At 65.6% G+C, this 23184-nt stretch carries 15 protein-coding genes; 10 read left to right on the top strand and 5 right to left on the bottom strand.

The genetic code is table 11. The annotated features are described in order from the left end of the window. Window positions 1-66: 66 nt before the first annotated feature. Both CLU88_RS11420 and CLU88_RS23100 read left to right on the top strand, forming a co-directional pair. Window positions 67-1728: an MFS transporter gene (locus CLU88_RS11420; protein ID WP_099656705.1), complete on the top strand. Its 1662-nt coding sequence runs from the start codon at window positions 67-69 to the stop codon at window positions 1726-1728. Window positions 1729-1883: 155 nt separating this feature from the next. Beyond that, window positions 1884-2057 carry a hypothetical protein gene (locus CLU88_RS23100; protein WP_162995897.1) on the top strand — a complete coding sequence of 58 codons (174 nt, stop codon included), beginning with the start codon at window positions 1884-1886 and terminating at the stop codon, window positions 2055-2057. A 113-nt stretch (window positions 2058-2170) separates the two neighbouring features. Here CLU88_RS23100 and CLU88_RS11415 read toward each other — a convergent pair whose 3' ends face one another. Together CLU88_RS11415 and CLU88_RS11410 are read right to left on the bottom strand one after the other, a co-directional pair. Continuing rightward, window positions 2171-3289, bottom strand: coding sequence for an ABC transporter substrate-binding protein (locus CLU88_RS11415; protein ID WP_099656704.1), 1119 nt, complete (start codon window positions 3287-3289; stop codon window positions 2171-2173). A 154-nt stretch (window positions 3290-3443) separates the two neighbouring features. Continuing rightward, window positions 3444-4556 carry an ABC transporter substrate-binding protein gene (locus CLU88_RS11410; RefSeq protein ID WP_099656703.1) on the bottom strand — a complete coding sequence of 371 codons (1113 nt, stop codon included), beginning with the start codon at window positions 4554-4556 and terminating at the stop codon, window positions 3444-3446. Window positions 4557-4748: 192 nt separating this feature from the next. Here CLU88_RS11410 and uvrA point away from each other — a divergent pair, with 192 nt between their 5' ends. The 4 genes from uvrA (at window position 4749) to CLU88_RS11390 (ending at window position 15184) form a co-directional block, all read left to right on the top strand. Beyond that, window positions 4749-10688: an excinuclease ABC subunit UvrA gene (gene uvrA / locus CLU88_RS11405; RefSeq protein WP_099656702.1), complete on the top strand. Its 5940-nt coding sequence runs from the start codon at window positions 4749-4751 to the stop codon at window positions 10686-10688. Between the two features lie 210 nt (window positions 10689-10898). Further along, window positions 10899-11399, top strand: a complete 501-nt coding sequence (locus CLU88_RS11400) for a hypothetical protein (RefSeq protein WP_099656701.1) — start codon at window positions 10899-10901, stop codon at window positions 11397-11399. Window positions 11400-11457: 58 nt separating this feature from the next. Next, a complete protein-coding gene (locus tag CLU88_RS11395) occupies window positions 11458-14316 on the top strand; it encodes a polysaccharide deacetylase family protein (RefSeq protein WP_233205444.1) in 2859 nt (952 codons plus the stop codon). Window positions 14317-14812: 496 nt separating this feature from the next. Further along, on the top strand, window positions 14813-15184 hold the full coding sequence (locus CLU88_RS11390) for a hypothetical protein (protein ID WP_099656699.1): 372 nt from the start codon (window positions 14813-14815) through the stop codon (window positions 15182-15184). Window positions 15185-15220: 36 nt separating this feature from the next. Here CLU88_RS11390 and ctlX read toward each other — a convergent pair whose 3' ends face one another. Together ctlX and CLU88_RS11380 are read right to left on the bottom strand one after the other, a co-directional pair. After that, window positions 15221-16204, bottom strand: coding sequence for a citrulline utilization hydrolase CtlX (gene ctlX / locus CLU88_RS11385; RefSeq protein WP_369827694.1), 984 nt, complete (start codon window positions 16202-16204; stop codon window positions 15221-15223). Between the two features lie 85 nt (window positions 16205-16289). Continuing rightward, window positions 16290-17348, bottom strand: a complete 1059-nt coding sequence (locus tag CLU88_RS11380) for an ornithine cyclodeaminase (RefSeq protein ID WP_099656698.1) — start codon at window positions 17346-17348, stop codon at window positions 16290-16292. A gap of 127 nt (window positions 17349-17475) precedes the next feature. Between CLU88_RS11380 and CLU88_RS11375 the strand changes: the two genes are divergently transcribed. The 3 genes from CLU88_RS11375 to CLU88_RS11365 all read left to right on the top strand — a co-directional run bounded on the left by CLU88_RS11375 (window position 17476) and on the right by CLU88_RS11365 (window position 20773). Then, window positions 17476-17907, top strand: a complete 432-nt coding sequence (locus CLU88_RS11375) for an Lrp/AsnC family transcriptional regulator (protein WP_099656697.1) — start codon at window positions 17476-17478, stop codon at window positions 17905-17907. Window positions 17908-18201: 294 nt separating this feature from the next. Next, window positions 18202-19164: a tripartite tricarboxylate transporter substrate binding protein gene (locus CLU88_RS11370; RefSeq protein ID WP_099656696.1), complete on the top strand. Its 963-nt coding sequence runs from the start codon at window positions 18202-18204 to the stop codon at window positions 19162-19164. A 70-nt stretch (window positions 19165-19234) separates the two neighbouring features. After that, window positions 19235-20773, top strand: coding sequence for an NYN domain-containing protein (locus CLU88_RS11365; protein WP_099656695.1), 1539 nt, complete (start codon window positions 19235-19237; stop codon window positions 20771-20773). Between the two features lie 150 nt (window positions 20774-20923). Here CLU88_RS11365 and CLU88_RS11360 read toward each other — a convergent pair whose 3' ends face one another. Further along, window positions 20924-21907, bottom strand: a complete 984-nt coding sequence (locus tag CLU88_RS11360) for a PfkB family carbohydrate kinase (RefSeq protein WP_233205443.1) — start codon at window positions 21905-21907, stop codon at window positions 20924-20926. A gap of 247 nt (window positions 21908-22154) precedes the next feature. Between CLU88_RS11360 and CLU88_RS11355 the strand changes: the two genes are divergently transcribed. Beyond that, the gene (locus CLU88_RS11355) at window positions 22155-23162 is read left to right on the top strand and encodes a sugar ABC transporter substrate-binding protein (protein WP_099656693.1); all 1008 of its coding nucleotides are present in this window, start codon (window positions 22155-22157) and stop codon (window positions 23160-23162) included. Window positions 23163-23184 lie beyond the last annotated feature (22 nt).

Here is a 23184-nt window from a genome sequence, read left to right as displayed (position 1 = left end):
GCGGCGAGGCTGTTTGGTGTATTGCCTTTTACGCATCCGAAAAAACCTATACAGGAGACACACACCATGGCAACAACCCATCCCGCACCGCGGCCGATGTCGCCCGAAGAGAGGAAGGTCATCTTCGCGTCGTCACTCGGTACCGTCTTTGAGTGGTACGACTTTTACCTATACGGCTCGCTGGCCGCCATCATTGCCAAGCAGTTCTTCAGCGGGCTGGATGCGGGCTCTGCCTTCATCTTTGCCCTGCTGGCGTTTGCGGCGGGCTTCATTGTTCGCCCCTTTGGTGCCATCTTCTTTGGCCGCCTGGGCGACATGATTGGTCGCAAGTACACCTTCCTGGTCACCATCTTGATCATGGGTTTGTCCACGTTCATCGTGGGCATCTTGCCCACGTATGCGTCGATCGGTGTGGCCGCTCCGGTCATCCTGATCATCCTGCGCTTGCTGCAAGGCTTGGCGCTGGGGGGCGAGTACGGCGGTGCAGCCACCTATGTGGCCGAGCACGCACCGCACGGCAAGCGCGGCGCCTACACGGCCTGGATCCAGACCACTGCCACACTGGGGCTGTTCCTGTCGCTGATGGTGATTCTGGGCACCCGCACTGTTCTGGGTGAAGAAGCCTTTGCCGACTGGGGCTGGCGTGTTCCGTTCATCGTGTCGATCCTGCTGCTGGCCATCTCGGTGTGGATTCGCCTGTCGATGAACGAATCGCCTGCCTTCCAGAAGATGAAGGCCGAAGGCAAGACCTCCAAGGCCCCGCTGACCGAGTCTTTCGGCCAGTGGAAGAACCTGAAGATCGTGATCTTGGCACTGGTGGGTTTGACCGCTGGCCAGGCCGTGGTCTGGTACTCGGGCCAGTTCTATGCGCTGTTCTTCCTGACGCAAGCGCTGAAGGTCGATGGCGCCACTGCCAACATCTTTGTGGCCGTTTCGCTGCTGATTGGCACGCCATTCTTCATCGTGTTCGGTTCGCTGTCGGACAAGATTGGCCGCAAGCCCATCATCTTGGCAGGCTGCCTGCTGGCCGCGCTGACGTACTTCCCTGTGTTCGGTGCACTGACCAAGGCGGCCAACCCTGCCCTGGCCGAAGCCCAGGCCAAGAACCAGGTGATCGTGACCGCTGATCCCAAGGAATGCTCGTTCCAGTTCAACCCCACTGGCACTTCCAAGTTCACCAGCTCTTGCGACATCGCCAAGCAGGTGCTGGCTGGCGCTTCGGTGAGCTATGAGAACGCCGTGGGCGCCGCTGGCACCCCCGCCTCCATCAAGATCGGTGAAACCGTCATCGCCTCGTACACCAGCAAGGGCCTGCCCGCTGACGAAGCCAAGAAGAAGGACGGCGAGTTCAAGAAGGCCGTGGCCGATGCGCTCAAGGCCGCTGGCTACCCCACCAAGGCCGACCCTGCCCGTATCGACAAGGTCATGGTCACCGTGATCCTGACCTACCTGGTGCTGCTGGTGACCATGGTGTATGGCCCCATCGCCGCCATGCTGGTGGAAATGTTCCCCACCCGCATCCGCTACACGTCCATGTCCTTGCCGTACCACATCGGTAATGGCTGGTTCGGCGGCTTGCTGCCCACCACGGCGTTTGCCATCGTGGCCCAGACCGGCAACATGTACAACGGCCTGTGGTACCCCATCATCATCGCCGGTGCGACGGTGGTGATCGGTGGCCTGTTCATCAAGGAAACCAAGGACGTGGACATCTACGCCAACGACTGAGCCAGGCGCTGACGCGCTGATGTGCTGAGTACAGGGCCTGCTGCACGCAAGCCCTGTGTTGAATCAAGAGGCTTCGGGTGTCCGCGCCACCGATCTGGGTGGCTGTGCTCCGCCTGAGGCCTCTTCGTTGAACAACCCCATCTCAGGAGATAAGTATGTGGAAGATTGCCGTTGGTTTTGCTCTGTTCGCGGCGCTGTCGATTTTTGTGATCATCAAGGCCGGGGACAAGGCCGACATGGGCGGTGAAAAGCACGGGGCTGATGCCGTGCACGCCCCCGAGCCCGCCGCAGCCGCCAGCACCCCCGCTCCGGCCGCCAGTGCGCCTTGATGCGACCCGGTAGGGTAGTCTGCGCTGCTCGCATCACTCGCGTCACCCAATGAAAAGGCCCGCGTCCTTCAAGGACGCGGGCCTTTTCATTGGACTGATGCCATTCTTGGGGGTCAGCGTTTGAATTTGCCGTCGGCGCCAATGATGGCCAGGTCTGCAAAGTCCAGCCCCGAATGGTCAGTGGCGCTGTAAGACAACTCCAACCCACCCAGGTCCAGCTTCTTGATGCTCTCCAGGCCCGCCTGCAGCTTGGCCCGGTCAGGCTTGGGGCCTGCGCGCTTGATGCCTTCGACCAGCACCTTGGCGCTGACAAAGCCCTCCAGCATGGCCGGGGTGAGGTCCGCAATGTTCTTGGCTTTGGCCAAGTCCATGGCCTCCTTCACCAGCGGGTAGTTGAGCGAACGCTCTGACGGCAGCACCTGGGTGACTACAACCCCCCGTGCGCTGTCGCCCAGTGCCTTGATGAAGCCGCCCGAGGCGTTATTGGACAAGGTCACGATCTGCCCGGTAACGCCCGCGCCGCGCAGCGCCTTGATGCCATCTACCACCGCCGCACCGGTGCCCACAAACACCACGGCTTGGGGCTGCTTTTGCGCCACGCGCGGTGCCAGTGCCGTGAAGTCGGGTTTGGTGCGGTCGAACTTCTCCACAAACAGGGCTTCCAGCTGGTTGGCTTTGAAGCCTGACATGGCGCCCGCGAGGGCGTCCGAGCCGAAGGTGTCGTCCACGTGCACCACGCCAATGCGCTTAATGCCCAAGGTGTTCAGGTGGGAGATCGCCTTTTCCACCTCGTGCTGGTAGGGCGCGCGCACGTTGAACACGTATTTGTGCACAGGCTTGTGCAGGGCTATGGCCCCGGTCGATGGGCCCACCAGAGGCACGCCATGCTGCTCCAGCAGCGGCAATATGCCCTGCGTGTGGGGGGTGCCCCGGGTCATGAACAGACCCAGCACGCCCTTTTGCTCGATCAGCACCCGTGTGTTGTCCAGTGTCAGCTTGGTGTCGAATTTGTCGTCGAGCGTCAGCAGCTCAATCTTCTGCCCGCCCACGCCGCCCCTGGCGTTGACATGGTCCAGGTACAGCGAGGCACCTTGGGATGCCTCTTGCACGGTGGCAGCGGCCGATCCGGTGACCCCCACCGTCTGCCCAATCAGGATCTGGGCCTGGCAGGTGCCCCAGGCCAGCAGGGCTAGCGCCAGGCCGGTGCGCAACCATGGAAGGAATGGCTTCATGGGGATGTCTCCTTTGTCGTGTCTGCGGGTGTCCGCAGTGTATTTACAAAGGGTGACACTGACCTTCCATAGGGGTTTGGGCTGTCAGCAAGCCGCCAGCCTGGGGTGAGGGTCTGTTAACGATTCCCTGCGGAATTGTCGACGGGCCCTCCGTTCAGCGCCGGAACTTGCCGTCCGTACCGATGATGGAAAGATCGGCAAAGTCCAGCCCCGTATGGTCGTCAGGGCCGTAGGTGACTTCCAGCCCGCCCAGGTCGAACTTGCGCAGGCTCTCTAGTGCCACTTGCACCTTTTCGCGGGTGGGCTTGGGTCCGGCGCGTTTCAGGCCTTCCACAAGCACCTTGGCTGCCGCAAAGCCTTCCAGCATGGCCGGACTGATGTCGCCCAGGCCCTTGGCACGCGCCAGCTCTTGTGCCTCTTTCACCATGGGGTAGGTCACTGCGCGCTCATTGGGGTAGACCTGGGTCACGATCACGCCCCGTGCATTGGCCCCCAGGCTTTTGATAAAACCCGCCGAGGCATTGTTGGACAGCGTCACGATCTGCGCGGCAGAGCCTGCGGCGCGAATGGCGTTGTTGGCATCCACTACGGCAGAACCCGATGCAATGATCAAAACCGCTTGCGCGTCGGCTTTGGCGAGCTTGGCCGCAATGGGCGTGAACTCTGGCTTGGCCCGGTCGAACTTCTCTTGCAGCACGGGGGTGATCTTGGCGGCGACCAGGCCCTTTTGTGCCCCGGCCAGGCCATCGGCACCAAAGCTGTCATCGGCATAGACCACGCCGATGCGAGAGATGCCCATGGAGGCCAAGTGGGTCATGGCCTTCTCGGCCTCACGCTGATACGTGGCGCGCACATTGAAGACATATTTGCGCACGGGCTGGTGCAGCACCATGGCGCCGGTGGAGGGCGCCACCAACGACACGCCATGCTTGTCGAGCAGCGGAATGATGGCCTCGGTGTGCGGTGTGCCCCGGTTCAAAAACAGCGCCAGCACGTTGTTGTCTTCGATCAACTTGCGGGCGTTATCGGCCGCCAGTTTGGGGTCAAACTTGTCGTCCAGCGTCACCACCTCGATCTTTTGTCCATTGACACCGCCTTTGGCGTTGACGCTGTCCAGGTACAGCTTGGCGCCGTCTGAGGTTTCCTTCACGCCAGCCGCCACCTGGCCGGTGAACCCGGCGGTCTGCCCAATCAAGAGTTGGGCATTTGCAGCGCCCAGCGCCGCGCACAGGGCCACGGCAGCCCCGCATTGTTTCCATGCACGCATGGTTGTCTCCTTGTGTTTCTTTGTTACCGGTACTTTAACGGACTCTTGTAACCAACTGAAAGCGCCCTTGCTGGGCGCACTGGTTTGCGCGGGCCCGGTTTTTGGGGTCTCATGCTGCTGCCATGGCGTTGTCAGCAGGGGCTGCCTAGAATGTTTCGCCTCACTCCCCAACGTCCACCTACAAAGCACTCCATGACCCAGGGAACCATCCGCATCCGTGGCGCACGCCAGCACAACCTCAAGAACCTGGACCTGGACATCCGCACCGGCGAGTTGACGGTGGTCACCGGCCCCAGCGGCTCGGGCAAATCCAGCCTGGTGTTCGACACGCTCTACGCCGAGGGCCAGCGCCGGTATGTGGAAACTTTCAGTGCTTATGCACGCCAGTTCCTCGACCGCATGGACAAGCCCGCCGTGGACAAGGTTGAAGGCGTACCCCCGGCCATTGCCATCGACCAGACCAACCCGGTGCGCTCCAGCCGTTCCACCGTGGGCACGATGACGGAGCTGAACGACCACCTGAAGCTGCTGTTCGCGCGTGCCGGCCAGTTGTTCGACAAGCAGACGGCACAGCCGGTGCGTCACGACACGCCCGAGACCATTTATGCGGAGCTACAGCAGCGCAGCGCCGCAGCGGGCGACCCGCGCATCGTTCTGACCTTCCCGGTCGAGTTGCCCGCCAACACCAGCGCAGAGCAGGTCGAGCAATGGCTGTCTGCCAGTGGCTTCACCAAGGTGCAGGCCGAGCGCGAAGTGGCCACACCCACCGGCCCGCGCAAGGTGCTGGATGTGGTGGCCGACCGCTTCTGCTTGGGAAATGCCGAGAAGGTGCGGGTGATCGAAGCCATCGAGGTAGCGCTCAAGCGTGGCACGGGCAGGTTGAACGTCTATGTGCTTCCCTCCACCCAGACCGTTCAGCCTGAGCCTGTCGAAGGCCGGGGCAGCGCTTCCACAGGCTCAGCGCACACGGAGCCCGCACCCGAACTCTGGCGCTTCTCCACCGGCCTGCACTGCCCCGACAGCGACCTGCGCTACAGCGACCCCATCCCCTCTGCCTTCTCGTTCAACTCCGCCGTGGGCGCGTGCGACAGCTGCCGGGGCTTTGGCCGCGTGATTGGGGTGGACTACGGCCTGGTCATCCCCAACGACAAGCTCACCCTGCGCGCAGGTGCCATCAAGACCATCCAGACGCCTGCATGGAAGGAAGCGCAGGACGACCTCATGCGCCACGCAGAGGCGGCGGGCATTCCGCGCGACACGCCCTGGTACAAGCTCACTGACGACCAGAAGAAATGGGTCATCGGCGGCGCGCCCGGCTACAAGGACGGCCAGTGGAGCAAGCAGTGGTATGGCATCAAGCGCTTCTTCGAATACCTGGAGAGCAAGGCCTACAAGATGCACATCCGCGTGCTCTTGTCCAAGTACCGCAGCTACACGCCATGCCCCACCTGCGCCGGTGCACGCCTCAAGACCGAAAGCCTGCTCTGGCGCATCGGCCGCAAGGAAGACGCCGATGCGGTGCTAGAGCCTGGCAAACGGTTCATGCCCGAGGGGGTGCAATGGTCGCGCGAGCAGCTCGAGGCGCTGCCCGGCCTGTGCCTGCATGACCTGATGCTGCTGCCTATTGACCGTCTGCGAAGGTTCTTTGATCGCATGCAGTTGCCGGTAGGCGACGATGCCAAAGGCGGCGATGCGCAAGCGCTCAAATTGCTGCACGAAGAAATCACCACGCGCCTCAGATACCTGTGCGACGTGGGCATTGGCTACCTCACGCTCGACAGGCAAAGCCGCACGCTCAGCGGCGGCGAGGTGCAGCGCATCAACCTGACCACCGCGCTCGGGACTTCGCTGGTCAACACGCTGTTTGTGCTTGACGAACCCAGCATCGGCCTGCACCCGCGCGACATGCACCGCATCACCGAGGCCATGCTGCGCCTGCGCGACGCGGGCAACACCCTGGTGGTGGTGGAGCACGACCCGGCCGTGATGCTGGCAGCCGACCGCATGATCGACATGGGCCCTGGCCCCGGACGCCTGGGCGGGCAGATCGTTTTTGACGGCACCACGGCCGATTTGCGCCAGGCCGATACGCTCACCGGTGCTTACCTTGGAGGCCGCAAGCAGGTGGGCTTTGGCTTCAAACGCATGGTGACGGAATCGACCCCGCGCCTCATCCTGGAAGGCGCGCGCGAGCACAACCTGCAGGATGTGACAGTCGAATTTCCGCTGCAGCGCCTGGTCACCGTCACCGGCGTCAGCGGCTCGGGCAAGTCCAGCCTGATCCAGGACGTGCTCGCCCCCGCGCTGCTGCGCCACTTCGGCAAGGCCACGGATGCGCCGGGCGCGCACGACCGCATGCTGGGCGCCGACCACCTGTCGGACGTGGTGTTCGTGGACCAGTCGCCCATCGGCAAGACGGCCCGCTCCAACCCCGTGAGCTATGTGGGGGCATGGGACAGCATCCGCGAACTCTTTGCCGTGGCGCCGCTGTCCAAGCAGCGCAGCTACACCGCCGCCAAGTTCAGCTTCAACAGCGGCGATGGACGCTGCCCCACCTGCGGGGGCTCAGGCTTTGAGCATGTGGAGATGCAGTTCCTGTCGGACGTGTACCTGCGCTGCCCCGACTGCGATGGCAAGCGCTACCGGCCCGAGATTCTGGAAATCACCATCGAACGCGGCGACCGCAGCCTCAACGTGGCGGACGTGCTCGCCCTCACGGTGGCCGAGGCAGCCGACTTGTTTGCGGGCGACCGCGATGTGATCCGTGCGCTGCAGCCCATCGTCGATGTGGGGCTCGAATACGTGGCGCTGGGCCAGCCCGTGCCTACCTTGTCTGGCGGCGAGGCGCAGCGCCTCAAGCTCGCGGGCTTCCTGGCCGAGGCCGCGCGCAGCGCGTCCAAATCGCGCCAGGCGGTGGCGCGCAAGGGCACGCTGTTTTTGTTCGACGAGCCCACCACCGGCCTGCACTTTGACGACATCGCCAAGCTCATGCGCGCGTTGCGCAAGCTCATCGATGCGGGGCACTCGCTCATCGTCATCGAGCACAACCTGGACGTGATCCGCGCCAGCGACTGGCTTATCGACCTGGGGCCGGAAGGCGGCTACGCAGGCGGCCTCGTCGTGGCCGAGGGCACGCCCGAGGACGTGCGCCAGCACGCCACCTCGCACACCGGCCTGGCACTGCGCGACTATGAGTTGACGCTGGGCATTGGCGGTCACTCGGTGCACGAAAAGGCCGCAGCGCTACGAAAAAGAGAGCTGGTAGCGCTTGATGGTAAAGCGCTCGAGGCCAAAAATGCCATACAAATCGTCAACGCCAAAGAGCACAACCTCAAGAACCTGAGCGTGGACATTCCGCGCGGCAAGTTCAACGTGGTCACCGGCGTAAGCGGCTCGGGCAAGTCCACGCTGGCGTTCGACATCCTGTTCAACGAAGGCCAGCGCCGCTACCTCGAATCCCTCAATGCCTATGCGCGCTCCATCGTGCAGCCTGCAGGCCGGCCCGAGGTGGATGCGGTGTACGGCATTCCGCCTACCGTCGCCATCGAGCAGCGCCTGTCGCGCGGCGGGCGCAAGTCCACCGTGGGCACGACCACCGAGGTGTGGCACTTCCTGCGCCTGCTGTATGTCAAGCTGGGCACGCAGCACTGCGTGAAGGACGGCGCCGCCGTGCAGCCGCAGACGCCCGACAGCATCGCCGCGCAATTGCTGAAGAACTTCCGGGGCCAGCACATCGGCCTGCTCGCGCCGCTGGTGATGAACCGCAAGGGCGTGTACACCGAGCTGGCCGACTGGGCGCGTCCGCGCGGCTACACGCACCTGCGGGTGGATGGCAACTTCTTGCCCACCACCAATTTCCCGCGCATCGACCGCTTCAAGGAACACACCATCGAGCTGCCTGTGGCCAGCCTCGATGTGTCGCCCGAGAACGAAGCCGCACTGCGCACCGCATTAGCCGACGCGCTCACGCATGGCAAGGGCGTGGTGCATGTGCTCAGCAGCATCGGCACGCTGGCGGAGGCCATGCAAAGCGGCGCTGCCACAGCGGGCATTGGCCACCTGCAAGCGTTCTCGACCAAGCGCGCCTGCCCCGTGTGTGCCACCAGCTATGCCGAGTTGGACCCGCGCCTGTTCAGCTACAACAGCAAACACGGCTGGTGCCCCGACTGCGTGGGCACAGGCGTCAAGCTCACCAAGGACCAGCGCAAGGTGTTTGACGACTCGGTGCAGGACGACAAGGAAAAAGGCCGCGAGCAGACCTTTGCCGAGCCCGAGGTGGAAGACTTGGCCGACACCGCCTGTCCTAGCTGCAGTGGCACGCGGCTAAACGCCACAGCAAGAGCGGTCCGATTTGCCGGTGTAGGCATCACCGATATCGCGGCCCTCTCAGTGACCGATGTGCGCCGCTGGATCGAGACCCTGCGCATCGAAGGTGGCATGACCCAGCGCGAGGCCGACATCGCCCGCGACCTGGTGCCCGAGATCCAGTGCCGCCTCGAATTTTTGGAAGAAGTGGGCCTGGGCTACCTCACGCTGGACCGGGGGGCGCCCACGCTCAGCGGCGGCGAGGCGCAGCGCATCCGTCTGGCCGCGCAGTTGGGCAGCAACCTGCAGGGCGTGTGCTACGTGCTCGACGAGCCCACCATCGGCCTGCATGCGCGCGACAACCAGATTTTGCTCAACGCCCTGCACAAGCTGGGCGACAAGGGCAACACGCTGGTGGTGGTGGAGCACGACGAGGACACCATCCGCCGCGCGGACCACATCATCGACATCGGCCCGAGTGCGGGCAAACGCGGTGGGCGCCTGGTGGCGCAGGGCAGCGTGGCCGACATCACGGGGGCCGAAGACTCGCAGACCGGCCGCTACCTGCTGCACGCGATGAAGCACCCGCTGCAACTGCGCCGCAGCATGTCGGCCAGCGAGGTCAGTGCCGAAGCGACGGCTGCCTACGCCCGGGTCGAAGCCGCAGCGCCCACCGGCCGGCAAAGCGCTGCCGTCAAGAAGCGCGCAGCCCAGGCCGCATCGCTGGCGGCTGACGCGTTGACCGAGGCCAAGGAACGCGCGGCCATGCGCTGGCTCACCGTGCATGGAGCGCGGCTGCACAACCTGCAGAACGTGACCGCTACGGTGCCGCTGCACCGCCTGGTGGCGGTGACGGGGGTGAGTGGCTCGGGCAAGTCCACCCTGGCGCGCGATGTGTTGCTGGCCAATGTGCAGGCCTGGGTGCAACAGCGCAGTACCAAGGCCGGGCGCGATGCCATGGATGCAGGCAAGGCGCCGCCGCTGGTGGGTTGCACAGGCCTGTCGGGCTTCGAGAGCATCGACCGCGTGCTTGAAGTGGACCAGACGCCGATCGGCAAAACGCCGCGTTCCTGCCCCGCCACTTACATCGGCTTCTGGGACACCATCCGCAAGCTGTTTGCCGAAACGCTGGAGGCCAAGGCGCGCGGCTATGCCGCCGGGCGCTTCAGCTTCAACACCGGCGAAGGCCGCTGCCCCAGCTGCGAAGGCGCGGGCGTGCGCACCATCGAGATGAGCTTCTTGCCCGACGTGAAGGTGCCCTGCGAGACCTGCCACGGCGCGCGCTTCAACCCCGAGACGCTGGCCGTGACCTGGCGCGGAAAGAGCATTGGCGATGTGCTGCAGATGGAGGTGGACGAGGCCGTGGGCTTCTTCGCCGCCATGCCCAGCATTGCGCACCCACTGCAACTCTTGCAGGACGTGGGCCTCGGCTACCTCACGCTGGGCCAGCCGTCACCCACGCTGAGTGGTGGCGAGGCCCAGCGCATCAAGCTGGTGACCGAACTCACCAAGGTGCGCGACGAGGTGGGCCGACGGGGCCAGAAGGCGCCGCATACGCTGTATGTGCTGGACGAGCCCACGGTGGGGCTGCACATGGCCGACGTGGACAAGCTCATCCGCGTGCTGCACCGCCTGGTCGATGGCGGCCACAGCGTGATCGTGATCGAGCACGACCTCGACGTGATCGCTGAGGCCGACTGGATTCTGGACCTGGGGCCTGAAGGTGGCAACGCGGGCGGTCGCATTGTGGCGGCTGCCACGCCCGAAGACGTGGTGGCTGCGGGCACGCACACCGGCAAAGCGCTGGCGGCGGTGTTGGCGCGCTGAGCCTGCGCTTCACGGGCCACCGGTCGCGTTCTGGCCGATGGCCGTGCGGCAGAGTGCTGCACGTTGTGGATGGGGAGCGCACAACCGTGCTGCCCGATGTCCTACGCGCGGCGCTGAACATGGCGCACGCGCTGTGTGGTGTTGGATTCCTACGATGGGTTTCAGGGGCTTTGTCCCTGTTTCCATCCACTTTCGAGGATATCCAGCACCATGAACTCCCTCTTCAAAACCTGTACCGCTGTTGCTGCAGCCTCTGTGTTGTTGGTCGCCTGTGGCGGTGGCAATGACGACGACCCGACGCCCAGCAATGAGCCTGGGGTGCTCACCGTGACTGAATCCACGGTGGATGGCCTCAACGGGGTCTACGGCAACGGGGCCTTGAATCTGACGGACGTCGAGCGCTCCAACCCCATTGGTTCCACGCCCGAGCTGTGCGCCTTCCGCTTTGATGGTGCCAACAAGGTGGGTTCGTCGGCCACGGCGTTTGGCGATCTGCGCTACCGCAGCAATACCGAGGCACTGTACGTGGCGTACCTCACCTTTGCTGGCCGTGAATTTGCCAGTGGCGACGCCATTGACACGGCGGTGGTTCGCAGCCTTGACCGTGTGGAGCTGACGCGCAAGGTGCTCACGGCCACCGATGGGTCCGGGGCCACGGTACGTGTCAGCGGCATTGTGCCCATGCGCCCTAACCGACCTGCAGGTTGTTGATGCTGCCCCCGCCCTGCGCGCCAGCGGGGCCCCTCTGCAAGACTGAGATACTCGGGTTTTGACCGCCGCTGGATCTGCGGCGGCAGAACAATCTCAGGGGGTGGGGATGCAGGTGAAGCAAGTGAAGCCTTGGCTGGCAGTGGCGGGTGCTGGCGTGGTGCTGGCGGGTTTGGCCGCAGGAATCTGGTTTGGTGGGGTGCAGCAGCATGTGGCAGGTGCGCAGCCCTTGAGCGGTGGTGCAGGGCAGCCCGCAACGGCCAGTGCCGTGGGGCGAGGGGATGCGGACAGCGCGCAGCGCGATCAGGCCATGGTGCCGCTGCGCGAGGTGCTGGCCAATTACCGCAAGATCATCGTGCTGCTGGCCGATGAGGCCAAGCTGGGGGCGGCGGAGAAAGCTGCCGCCAACCAGGCGGGCATGGCGCTGTTCCACGCCAACATTGCCAAAGCCAAAGAGCTGGTGGCGTTGCTGGAAGAGGGCCCATTGGCCGCACCGCGTGTGCGGCTGCAGGTGCTGCCCGCGCTGCTCGACTATGTGGAGAGCGACCCGGAACTGTTTGACGCCGACCGGCTGGCCTTTCGCGAGGTGTTGCGCCAGTGGCAGGCCATCATGGCACGCGACGGCACTTTGCCCGCCATCAAGCTGCACAAGCGCATTGGTGAAGACCTGGATGCGCTGGCCGAGATCGAGCGCAACTACGAAAAAGAAATCCGCGAGGTCTTTGGCCGCTTTGAAAGCCGGGGCATCACCTTGAAGCGTGAACGCTGGGACGACTACGTGGCCCAGTTGCAGCGCCTGTACCCGCGCGAGGCCATCCTGCGCGACCATGGTGTGGTGTTGCCATACCCCGAGCCCGCCGCTGCGCCAGGGGCCGGTGACAAGGGCAAAGGCAAGGCCAAGAACACTGAGGGCTCGGAGTTCTCGGGCCGCGACCTGCCCCCCAAGACCATCGTGCTGACCTTTGACGACGGCCCGCACGGCACTTACACGCCGGAGATCGCGGCCATCCTCAAGCAGTACGACGTGCCAGGCGTTTTCTTCCAGGTGGGCAGCAACCTGGGCACCGTGGGGGCCGATGGCAAGCCGCATTTGAATGCGCGTGCCCAGGTCAGCAAGCAGCTGCAGGCGGCGGGCCATGTGCTGGCCAACCACAGCCTCACGCATGCGCAGTTGTCCAAGCGCAGTGGTGATGCGCTGCGCGATGAAATCCTGGTGACGGACAAGCTGCTGACCTCGGTGGACGAGCGCCGCTCCGTGCTGTTCCGCTTTCCGTACGGCGCGCGCAACGCCGAGGGCATGGACATCCTGAGCGCGGCGCACCTGCGCTCAGTCATGTGGAATGTGGACTCGCTGGATTGGGCCGACCCGGTGCCTGCATCGATTGCGCAGCGCGTGCTGTCGACGCTGGAGAAGGAGGGCAGGGGCATCATCCTGTTCCACGACATCCACGAGCGCACCGTGAAGGCGCTGCCTGGCATCCTGTCCAAGTTGGTGGCCGATGGCTACCAGTTCGCCACCTGGGATGGCAAAGCCTTTGCGGTGCCCAAGGGCGCGCAAGCCGCTGCAGCGGCGGCTCCGGGCCCCGCTGCTGCGGCGGGTGGCTACAGCCAGTCGTGGGCGATTGTGGTGGGCATTGACGAATACGCCCGCTGGCCGCGCCTGCAGTACGCCGTGCGCGATGCGCGCTCGGTGCGCGAGACGCTGATCCAGAAGTTCGGCTTTGCGGCCGAGCGCATCGTCACGCTGGAGAACAAGGAAGCCACGCGCACCAACATCCTGGCCGCCTTCCACGACAAGCTGGCCCATGGCGGCATGCAGAAGAACGACCGCCTGTTCGTCTTCTTCGCCGGGCACGGCGCCACGCGCAAGCTCACCTCGGGGCGTGACCTGGGCTACATCATCCCGGTCGATTCCGACCCACAGCAGTTTGCGACCGACGCCATTCCCATGAGCGAGCTGCAGAACATTGCCGAGAGCGTGACCGCCAAGCACACGTTGTTTGTGATGGACGCCTGCTACAGCGGCCTGGGCCTGACGCGCGGGGGCGGCAATGGCAACTTCCTGCGCGACAACGCCAGGCGCGTGGGGCGGCAGATGCTGACGGCCGGTGGCGCTGACCAACTGGTGGCCGATGGCGGGCCCAACGGGCATTCGGTGTTCACCTGGGCGCTGTTGCAGGGTCTGGGCGGCAAGGGCGATTTGAACGGTGACGGCATCATCACCGCCACCGAGCTGGCCGCGTATGTGGCGCCTGCTGTGGCCTCAGCCTCCAGCCAGACGCCCGCGTTTGGCAGCCTGCCGGGCTCCGAAGGTGGCGACTTCGTGTTTGAGCTGCCCACCGAAACCGAGTTCTTGAGCGCGCAGAGCACCCAGCTGGGCAGCGAAGCGATTGCCATGAACACCAAGCTCGACGCGGGCAAGCCTTCCGCTGTGCCAGCGCCGCAGTCTGCTGCCTCTGGTGCCGCAGGCCCCGTGCCCAAGGTGGTGGCGCCCGTGGTGGTGAAGGACCTGCAGGGCAACGACCAGAAGATCACGCCCCCGCAGGCGGTGGCGTTGTCCAACCGCCAGCTGGCACAGCGCGCCAACGACCGGGGCCTGCAGCTGTACCGCGAAAAGCAGTACGAGCAGGCCGAGGCCCAGTTCACCGAAGCCCTCAAGCTGCGGCCCGACTTTGCGCTGGCCGCCAACAACCTGGGCTTCATCTACTACCGCCAGGACAAGTTTGTAGAGGCGGCGCGCTGGTTTGACAACGCCATCCGCATGGACCCCTCGCGCGCCGTGGCCTACCTGAACCTGGGCGAAGCCCATGAAAAGGCGGGGGATGCCGAGCGTGCCAACAAGGCTTATGCGACCTATCTGGAGCTGGTACCCAAAGGCCCCGCTGCGGACAAGCTGCGGGAGCGCCTGGGGCAACGCTGAGGGGCGCCGGGCCGGAGCATCGGGCGCTGGGCGCCGTGTCCGGCGCTGTCCTACAGGCAGGTGGGTGGCTGTCTGATGTGGCCAGTGGGGCGCCGTGCCTACGATAGCCCCAGTGCCCAGCCCGCTGATCCCGCAGCCCCCGTGGTCGGTGATGCAGGTTGTCAGCACGGGGTTACCCCTGGGACCGGTCGTTCTCTCCTCCCTCCCCTCTTTGACCGGTCTTTTTATCCCGCTCCCCAGTCCCTGGGCGAGCGGGATTTTTTATTGCAAGGCATGCACAATCAAACGCCCACGCTGAAGTGCCTGCGCAGAATGGGGGATGGCTTCCCCCGGGCGCTTGCCTCCTCCGCTCTGACGGGCCCTGCACCATGCTCCCATTCCTTCACCGCCGCCACTTATCGCATTTCCCGTATTTCCGGTACTTTCGATACTGTGGGCCGCAGTGTGCCGAGCCACGCCCCAAAGCAGTGGGCCCAGGCCCCACACGGTGAATGACATGGATACCCCGCAAGCGCCCGGTCCTCACCCTTCGCCCCCATCGGGCCAAGTGGTGTGGCTGCACCCCGCCGCGCCGCCCAAGCCTGCAGAGGGTGCGCCCTGCAACGGCTGCGGCCTGTGTTGCCTGGCCGAGCCCTGCCCGTTGGGTGTGCTGGTGTCACGCCGCCGCCATGGCGCCTGCGTGGCCCTGCGCTGGAGCGATGCCGACCAGCGCTACTGGTGCGGCATGGTGGCCGACCCGGCCAGCGTGACCGGCTGGCGCCACCCCTGGGTGGTGCGCGGCTTGTCGCGCCTGGCGTGGCGGTGGATTGCCTCGGGCGTGGGGTGCGATGCGCAACTGCAGGTGCAGCCCCCATCTTCTGAGAAGTAATTTGCTATTGAAATGATAGCTGCTAGCGCTTATCTATCAAGCGCTAGGTGCCAATATGGTTTGAAACTCTGCAGCGGGCGGCTGTGTGGCCTGCATGCCCAGCCGTGGTGCCAAGTGGATGCCTGCCAGCATGCAACGCACCGAGCCCCCGGCCAGTTCGATGGTGGGCACGGCCAGGGGCAGCAGGGTGGCGTGCTGCTCCACGGCTTGGCGCTGTGCGGGCGTGAGGCTGGCGGCAGCCCGCGCCGACAGGGCGAGCACGGGGCCTGCCGTGCCCTGCAGCTCCAGCGCGTTGGCGGCAAAGTCTCCGATCTGCTCCGGGCTCAGGTCGATCACGGTGCGGCCGCTCTCCCACAGCCGCTCCTGCACCTCGCGCCGCCGTGCCGCGTCGCTGACCATGTGAAAGCCACCCATTGCAAAGCCGGTGCCAATGCACAGCATCACGTTGGTGTGGTAGCAGGGCTGGCCTGCCGCATCGGCCGTGGCAAACACCAGGGGCTCGTACTGGAAGTGGGTGCAAAAGCGCTCCAGCGCCACCGGGTTGGCCCGGTGCGACTGGGCGGTGTAGGCCACGCGGCCGATGTGGTCGAGCACCATGGCGCCTGTGCCTTCGAGGAACACGCCGTCCTGCTCCAGACCGGAGTAATCCACCACCTCTTGCACGCGGTACTGGGCTTTGAGCTGCTCGATGATGTCGTGGCGCCGCTCGCGGCGGCGGCTGGGCGCGTACATGGGGTACAGCGCCACATGGCCGCCCGCGTGGGTCGAGAACCAGTTGTTGGGGAACACCGAGTCGGGCGTGCCGGGCTGCCCCGGTGCGCTGGTGTCGTCAAACAGGTGCACGCGCACGCCCGCCTGGGCGATGCGGGCGGCCGCCTCGGTCACCTCGGCATGGGCGCGGCGTGCCAGCTCGGTGGGCGGCGCACCGCTGCTGCGCTGGTAGGCGTTGTCGGCGGCGGTTTCGGGGTTGGGGTGGAAGTGGTGCGGGCGCACCATCACCACGGCGGCAGGGGCTTGCATGGACGGGCGTGGGCGCTGGCCGTGGGGCAGGGCAGTGGGCCGGGCAGTGGGTGTCGTCGCAGTCATGGCGGTGCTGTGTCGGTATTCACGCCACGCGGCGCAGGGCCACGCGCTGGCGGTCTCCCCGGGTGCGGCCAAACAGGTCTTTGGGGTCGCCATCGGTGGGCACCAGCTCGACCTCAGTGCCTAGGTGGCGGGCGGTGGCCAGCTGGTGCACGTAACGCAGGGCCGAGTAGTCCTCCAGCGCAAAGCCCACGGAGTCAAACACCGTCACCTCCTGTGCCGATTGGCGTCCTGCCGCCTGGCCGCTGAGCACGCGCCACAGCTCCGTCACCGGGTGGTCTGCGGGCAGTTGCTGGATGTCGCCTTCGATGCGGGTTTGCGGCTCGTATTCCACAAAGATGCGGGCACCGCGCAGCACATCGGCGTGCAGCTCGGTCTTGCCGGGGCAGTCGCCGCCCACGGCGTTCAGGTGCATGCCGGGCTCGATCATGTCGGGCGTGAGGATGGTGGCGTTGGCCTTGTCTGCGGTGATGGTGGTGACGATGTCGGCACCCCGCACCGCCTCGGCAACCGATGCTGCTGGCACCACGCGCAGGCCGGGCATGGTGGCCAGGTTGCGCTGCAGTTTGGCGGTGGCGGCGGGGTCGATGTCGAACACCTTCAGCTCGTCCACCCCCAGCAGCGCATGGAACGCCAGGGCCTGGAATTCGCTTTGCGCGCCGTTGCCGATGAGGGCCATGCGGCGTGCCCCGGGGCGGGCCAGGGCGCGCGCCGCCATGGCCGAGGTGGCGGCCGTGCGCAGCGCGGTGGTCAGCGTCAGCTCGGACACCAGCAGCGGGTAGCCGGTGGCCACCTCGGACAGCACCCCGAAGGCCATCACCGTGGGCAGGCCGCCCGCTGGGTTGTGGGGGTTGCCTGGGTGGCCGTTGACGTACTTGAAGCTGTAGAAGGTGCTGTCGGCCACGGGCATCAGCTCGATCACACCGCCTGCGCTGTGGCTGGCCACACGGGCGGTTTTGTCAAAGTCGGGCCAGCGCAGGTAGTCGCTTTGCAGGTGCTCTGCCAGCTCGGTCATGAAGCGGGCGGGGGTGATGTCGTGGACCAACTGGGCCAGGGTGGGCAGGTCGATCAGGCGGGTCATGGGGTGTCTCCAGTTCAGCGTTGTGGTGTGCTGAGGGGAATTTTCCGGAGGGCGTGCGCCAGCGAACAGCCCACAAGCTGCTCAAATAGTCCTGTAAATTGGCGTTTTGTCTGATCGAGGTGGCTAAATGTTCAAAATCGATGACACCGACCGCGAGATCCTGAGCATCCTGCGGGCCGATGCCCGCACCCCGGTGGCGGTCCTCGCGCAAAAGCTGCGCATTGCCCGGGGCACCGTGCAGAACCGCCTTCGCAAGCTGGAGGACAGCGGCGTCATCACCGGGTACACGGTGCGGCTGCGCCCGGAGTCCGAGCCCCAACGCATCCGGGCGTGGATGAGCATCGCCGTCGAAGGCAATGCCGCACCCGAGGTCATCCATGCCCTGCGCGGTGAGCCTGCTGTGGGCACCTTGCACACCACCAACGGGCGCTGGGACATCGTGGCCGAGGTGCGCTCTGAAAGCCTGGAGGCGTTCGATGCCGCGCTGGGGCGCATCCGCCTGACCCCGGGCATTGCCAATACCGAGACCAGCATCCTGCTGTCCACCTACAAGGCGTGAGGCTCAAGATGGGCAAAGCAAGCTAAGCCCACGGGGCGTGAAACTGGCGCGGTGCAGGTAGGCGACCGCCGCGTAAGGGCCGCCCAAGCTGTGCAGCGGCGTTTCACTTTCGTGCGCTGGCGGTGTTCCCCTTCTCTCGAATTGCGTAGCAATTCGAGAGAAGGGGAAGGCGCGAAGCGACTCAGGGGGTTGTGCCACATTCGCGACAGCGCCTAGGGGGTTTCCGCATGCCCTGGTAGCCGTGTCTGCAGTCCAATGGCGCAGTCTTTGTTTTGCTTGTTCAGGAGCCCCGCCATGCAACGTCGCCAGATCCTCCAATGGGGGGCCGCCAGCCTCGCCGCCCCGGCATTTTTGGCGCAGGCCCAGAGCTTTCCAAGCAAGCCCATCAAGCTGGTGATCGCTTTCCCGGCCGGTGGCCCCACCGACATCACCATGCGCTCGCTGGCCGACAACGCCAGCAAGATCCTGGGCCAGCCCGTGATCGTGGAGAACAAGCCCGGCGCCGGTGGCACGCTGCCCGCGCAGGCGCTGCAGGGCGCGGCGGCCGATGGCTACACCGTGGCGCAGATTCCGCTGGGCGTGTTCCGCCTGCCCTACACCACCAAGATCAACTGGGACCCGGTCAAGGACATCAGCTACGTGCTCAATGTCACCGGCTATGCCTTCGGCCTGGTGGTGCCGGCCGACTCGCCCCTCAAGACCTGGACGCACTTTGTGGCCTGGGCCAAGGCCAACCCCGGCAAGCTGAGCTACGGCTCCACCGGCACCATGACCAGCCCGCATCTCACGATGGAGTTGATTGCGCAGAAGCTGGGGCTCGAACTGCTGCACGTGCCCTACAAGGGCAGTGCCGACCTCATGCAGTCCATCCTGGGCGGGCAGATCATGGCGGCGGCCGACTCCACCGGCTTTGCGCCGCAGGTGGAGGCGGGCAAGCTGCGCGTGCTCAACACTTGGGGCGCCGAGCGCCTGGCCAAGTTTCCTGATGCACCTACGCTCAAGGAGCTGGGGCTCGATTTGGTGCAGAACTCGCCCTTTGGCATTGGCGCGCCCAAGGGCACGCCCGAGGCGGTGGTCAAGCGCCTGCACGATGCCTTCAAGCAGGCGATGGAGCAGGACAGCTACAAGACGGCGCTGGCCCGCTACGACATGGTGCCGATGTACATGAGCACGTCGGCCTACAAGAAGTTTGCGCAGGACACGTTCACGCGCGAGAAGGCGCTGGTAGAGAAACTGGGCTTGGCCAAACCCACCTGAGGCCAGGCCCTTCGGAGGGTGCAATGCGTTCCGTGTGATGATCCGCAGCATTGAACGGAATACACACGATATGGCATCCCCCTCCGACAGCATCAGCATGGCCCTGTTCTGCGACTTTGAAAACGTCGCCCTTGGCGTGCGCGATGCACAGTACGAAAAGTTCGACATCAAGCCCATCCTGGAGCGCCTGCTGCTCAAGGGCTCCATCGTGGTCAAGAAGGCCTATTGCGACTGGGAGCGCTACAAGGGCTTCAAGGCCACCATGCACGAGGCGAATTTCGAGCTGATCGAAATCCCGCATGTGCGCCAGTCGGGCAAAAATTCGGCCGACATCCGGCTGGTGGTGGACGCGCTGGACCTTTGCTACACCAAGTCGCACGTCAACACCTTCGTCATCATCAGCGGCGACTCGGATTTTTCGCCGCTCGTGTCCAAGCTGCGCGAGAACAACAAGCAGGTGATCGGCGTGGGCGTGAAGCAGTCCACGTCCGACCTGCTGATCGCCAACTGCGACGAATTCATCTTCTACGACGACCTGGTGCGCGAAAACCAGCGTGCCCAGGCCCGCCGCCAGAGCCCTGGCAGCAACCCGCCACCAGCACCCCGCCGCAGCCCTGAGGAGGAACGCAGCCGCAAGGAAAGCCAGGACGCACGCCGCACCCAGGGTGTGGAGCTGGCGGCCGAAACTTTTGAGGCCCTGCTGTCTGAGCGGGGTGACACCGGCAAGATCTGGGCCTCGGTGCTCAAAGAGGCCATCAAGCGCCGCAAGCCTGATTTCAGCGAAGGACGCTACGGCTTTCGCACCTTTGGCAACCTGCTGGAAGAAGCCCAGGCACGGGGCCTGCTGGAGTTTGGCCGCGATGAAAAATCGGGCGCCTATGTGTTTCGCAGCCTGGGCCAAGGCGCGGGAGGGGGCACCTCTGTGAGGCAGGACTTGCGGCAGGATCCGCGACAGACCGCACAGCCGTATGCCGCGGCAGAACGCGCAGACCACAGCGCCCCTGCGCGGCATGACTTTCATGCGGTGGCAGTCGCGCTAGAGCGGCCAGTGGGAGGCGGTGATGCCCCTAGCACCGCAGGCCGGTCGCGTGGTCGCCGTGGCGAGGCTCAGGGCCGTGCAGAGGCAGTTTCAGAGGCCTTGGCGGAGAGCGATGAAGGCATGCAGGCCGCATCGCACCAGCCTGCGGCAGAGCCCCCGATGGACCGTCCGGTGAGCCGCTATTTCTCGACGCCTGCAGTGCCTGTCGCTGCGGAGTCGACCGTGCCGCCCACCGATGGGGTGGCCCACGCTGAGACCACGGCGGAGGAGCAGACCACAGCGCAGGAGGCTGCGGTGACAGGCCCAGGCGATGAAGCCAATGAGACCGCGCCCGCGACCAGCCGCCCTCGGGCCCAGGGGCGCAGCAGTGCGGGCAAGGGCGCAGCAGCGGGCAGCAGGGCGGCAGCCCCGCGCGCGCGCAGTGCAAAGAGCACAGGGGCCGCCCAGCCCGCCCTGCCCATTGCAGCGGAGGCCCCATCGCCTGCCGAGGCACAGGCCCAAGCCCCTGCCAAAGCGCCAGCGCGCCCGCGCAGCCGGGCGCGCAAGCCAGCGGACAAGTCGGCAGGGTAAGAGCGGCGAACAAAACGAAGCGAAGCGGCCCTGGCTAGGCGTTTCGCCGCAGGCAGTACAAGCGGTACGACAAGGCGAGACAACGACGCCAGGGGAGTTTTGTGAGCCGCTCTCAATCGGGCAGCGCTGCGGTGTTGTGCGAATGGGCTGTCAGCCCAGCACGGCCCACCGTGCGCGCACTTCGTCGTAACTCGGGGGTGTGCAGCCCGCCCGTTCCACGCAGTGGCTGGCGCTGGCCAGGGCGTGCTGCAGCGTGCTGCGCAGGCGTGCTGCGTCCAGGGGCGCGGTGAGCCCGCCGGGGCGCAGGGCCAAGGCCTGCTGACCGCGCTCTGGGCCCGCCAGCAAGGCGGTGATCAGCCCCGCCAAAAAGCAGTCGCCCGCGCCCACGGTGTCCACCACCGCCAGCGGCGCAGCCTCGCGGGCGTGCTCTGCCAGGCCATCCCTTTGCAACAGCCAGGCACCATCGGGCCCCAGTGTCAGCGCCAGCCACTGCGCTGGCGTGTGCTGCAGCAGGTGGCGGGCGCGCTCCAGCGCGTTGGCGCCCGGCGTGCCCAGGGCCTCCAGATCGTCGTCGCTCACCTTGATGAGGTGGGCTTGCTGCAGCGCGGCCATCACGTTGGCGCGGTAGGCAGGGGCATCGTCCACGGCCGACAGGCGCAGGTTGGCATCGACCACCACCATGCGCCCCGCAGCACGCTGGGCGGCCAGCCAGGGCTGGTAGACGGCGGCATCCTGGGCCACCAGGGCCAGGCACCCCGTGGCCACCACTTGCAGGCCGGGGTGTGCGGCGCAAGCGGCGTTCAGGGCTTCGGCTGTCACGGCCCGGTCGGCCACGCCGTCGCGGTAAAAGCTGTAGCTGGCCTTGCCTTGCGCATCCAGCGCAGCCAGGGCCAGCGCGCTGGGCTCGCGCACGGGGGAGGGTGCCGCCAGCGTGACCTGCGCCGCCTGCAGCCCTTGGGCCAGCTGCCGGCCCAGCAGATCGCCCGACAGCGGGTTCAGGTACAGCGTGCCCACCCCTTGCAAGCCCAGCGCCCGCGTCAGGTTGTACACCGCGCCGCCAGCGCAGGGGCGCAAGCGGCCATCGGGTTCTTCGATCAGGTCAAACAGTGCTTCTCCCGCCGTGGCTACCAGCAAGGGGGACGGCCTTAGGGGCGACGATGTCAGACCTTGTGATGGGGTGGCTGCAGCGCTGGGCTGGGGGGTTGGGCCTGTGGCGTGGGCCGCTGTTTGGCTAGGGAAAACCATAAGTAAATCCACTTGATTTATTAAGTTGTGGCGCACTATAGTTCGATCCCATCCACCCGGCAAGGGTGGTTGACCCGAGGGGCCGCAGCTGACGCGCCACCGGGTGTTTGCAGCCTATTCACAGGAGACAACCGTGATGCAACGTGCCCCCGCTTTCGTACTTTCTGCCATCGCTCTGTCGGGCGCTATGGCCTGTGGTCTGGCCCAGGCGGCCGAGCCCGTGATCGGCCTGATCACCAAGACCGAGACCAACCCCTTCTTCGTGAAGATGAAAGAGGGCGCGACGGCCGAAGCCAAGAAGTTGGGCGCCAAGGTGGTGTCTGCCGCAGGCAAGACCGATGGCGACAACGCAGGCCAGGTCACGGCCATGGAAAACCTGATGGCCGCAGGCGCCAAGACCATCCTCATCACCCCCAGCGACGCCAAGGCCATCGTCCCCGCCATCAAGAAGGCACAGGCCAAGGGCGTGATGGTGATTGCGCTGGACAGCCCCACCGACCCGGCCGACGCGACCGATGCGCTGTTTGCCACTGACAACTACAAGGCCGGCGAGCTGATCGGCCAGTACGCCAAGGCCGCGCTGGCGGGCAAGAAGCCCGTGATCGCCATGCTGGACCTGCACCCCGGCCACCCCGTGGGCGCGCAGCGGCACAACGGCTTTTTGAAGGGCTTTGGCCTGCAGGCCAACGATGCCAAGAGCAACGAACTCTCGCGCCCTGCCGAGGTGGCTTGCATGGCCGACAGCTTTGGCGACCGTGCCAAGGGCCAGACCGCCATGGAGAACTGCCTGCAGAAGAACCCCGACATCAACCTCGTCTACACCATCAACGAGCCCGCAGCAGCCGGTGCCTACAACGCCCTCAAGGCGGCAGGCAAAGACAAAAGCGCCCTCATCGTGTCGGTGGACGGTGGCTGCGCCGGGATTGCCGATGTGGGCCGGGGCGTGATCGCCGCGACCAGCCAGCAATACCCGCTGCGCATGGCTGCGCTGGGCGTGGCGGCGGGCGTGGAATACGCCCAGTCTGGCAAGAAGGTGAGCGGCTACACCGACACCGGCGTGACGTTGATCTCTGCCAAGCCCCTGCCGGGTGTGGACAGCAAGGATGTGAAGACGGGCACCGATCTGTGCTGGGGCGCGAAGTAAGCCTTTGGCTCCTCGCTGCTGA

It is taken from the genome of Acidovorax sp. 56, assembly GCF_002749705.1.
GTDB lineage: Bacteria > Pseudomonadota > Gammaproteobacteria > Burkholderiales > Burkholderiaceae_C > Acidovorax.
The sequence above is the reverse complement of the archived record's forward strand: the minus strand, read 5'-3'. Positions and strand labels throughout refer to the sequence as shown.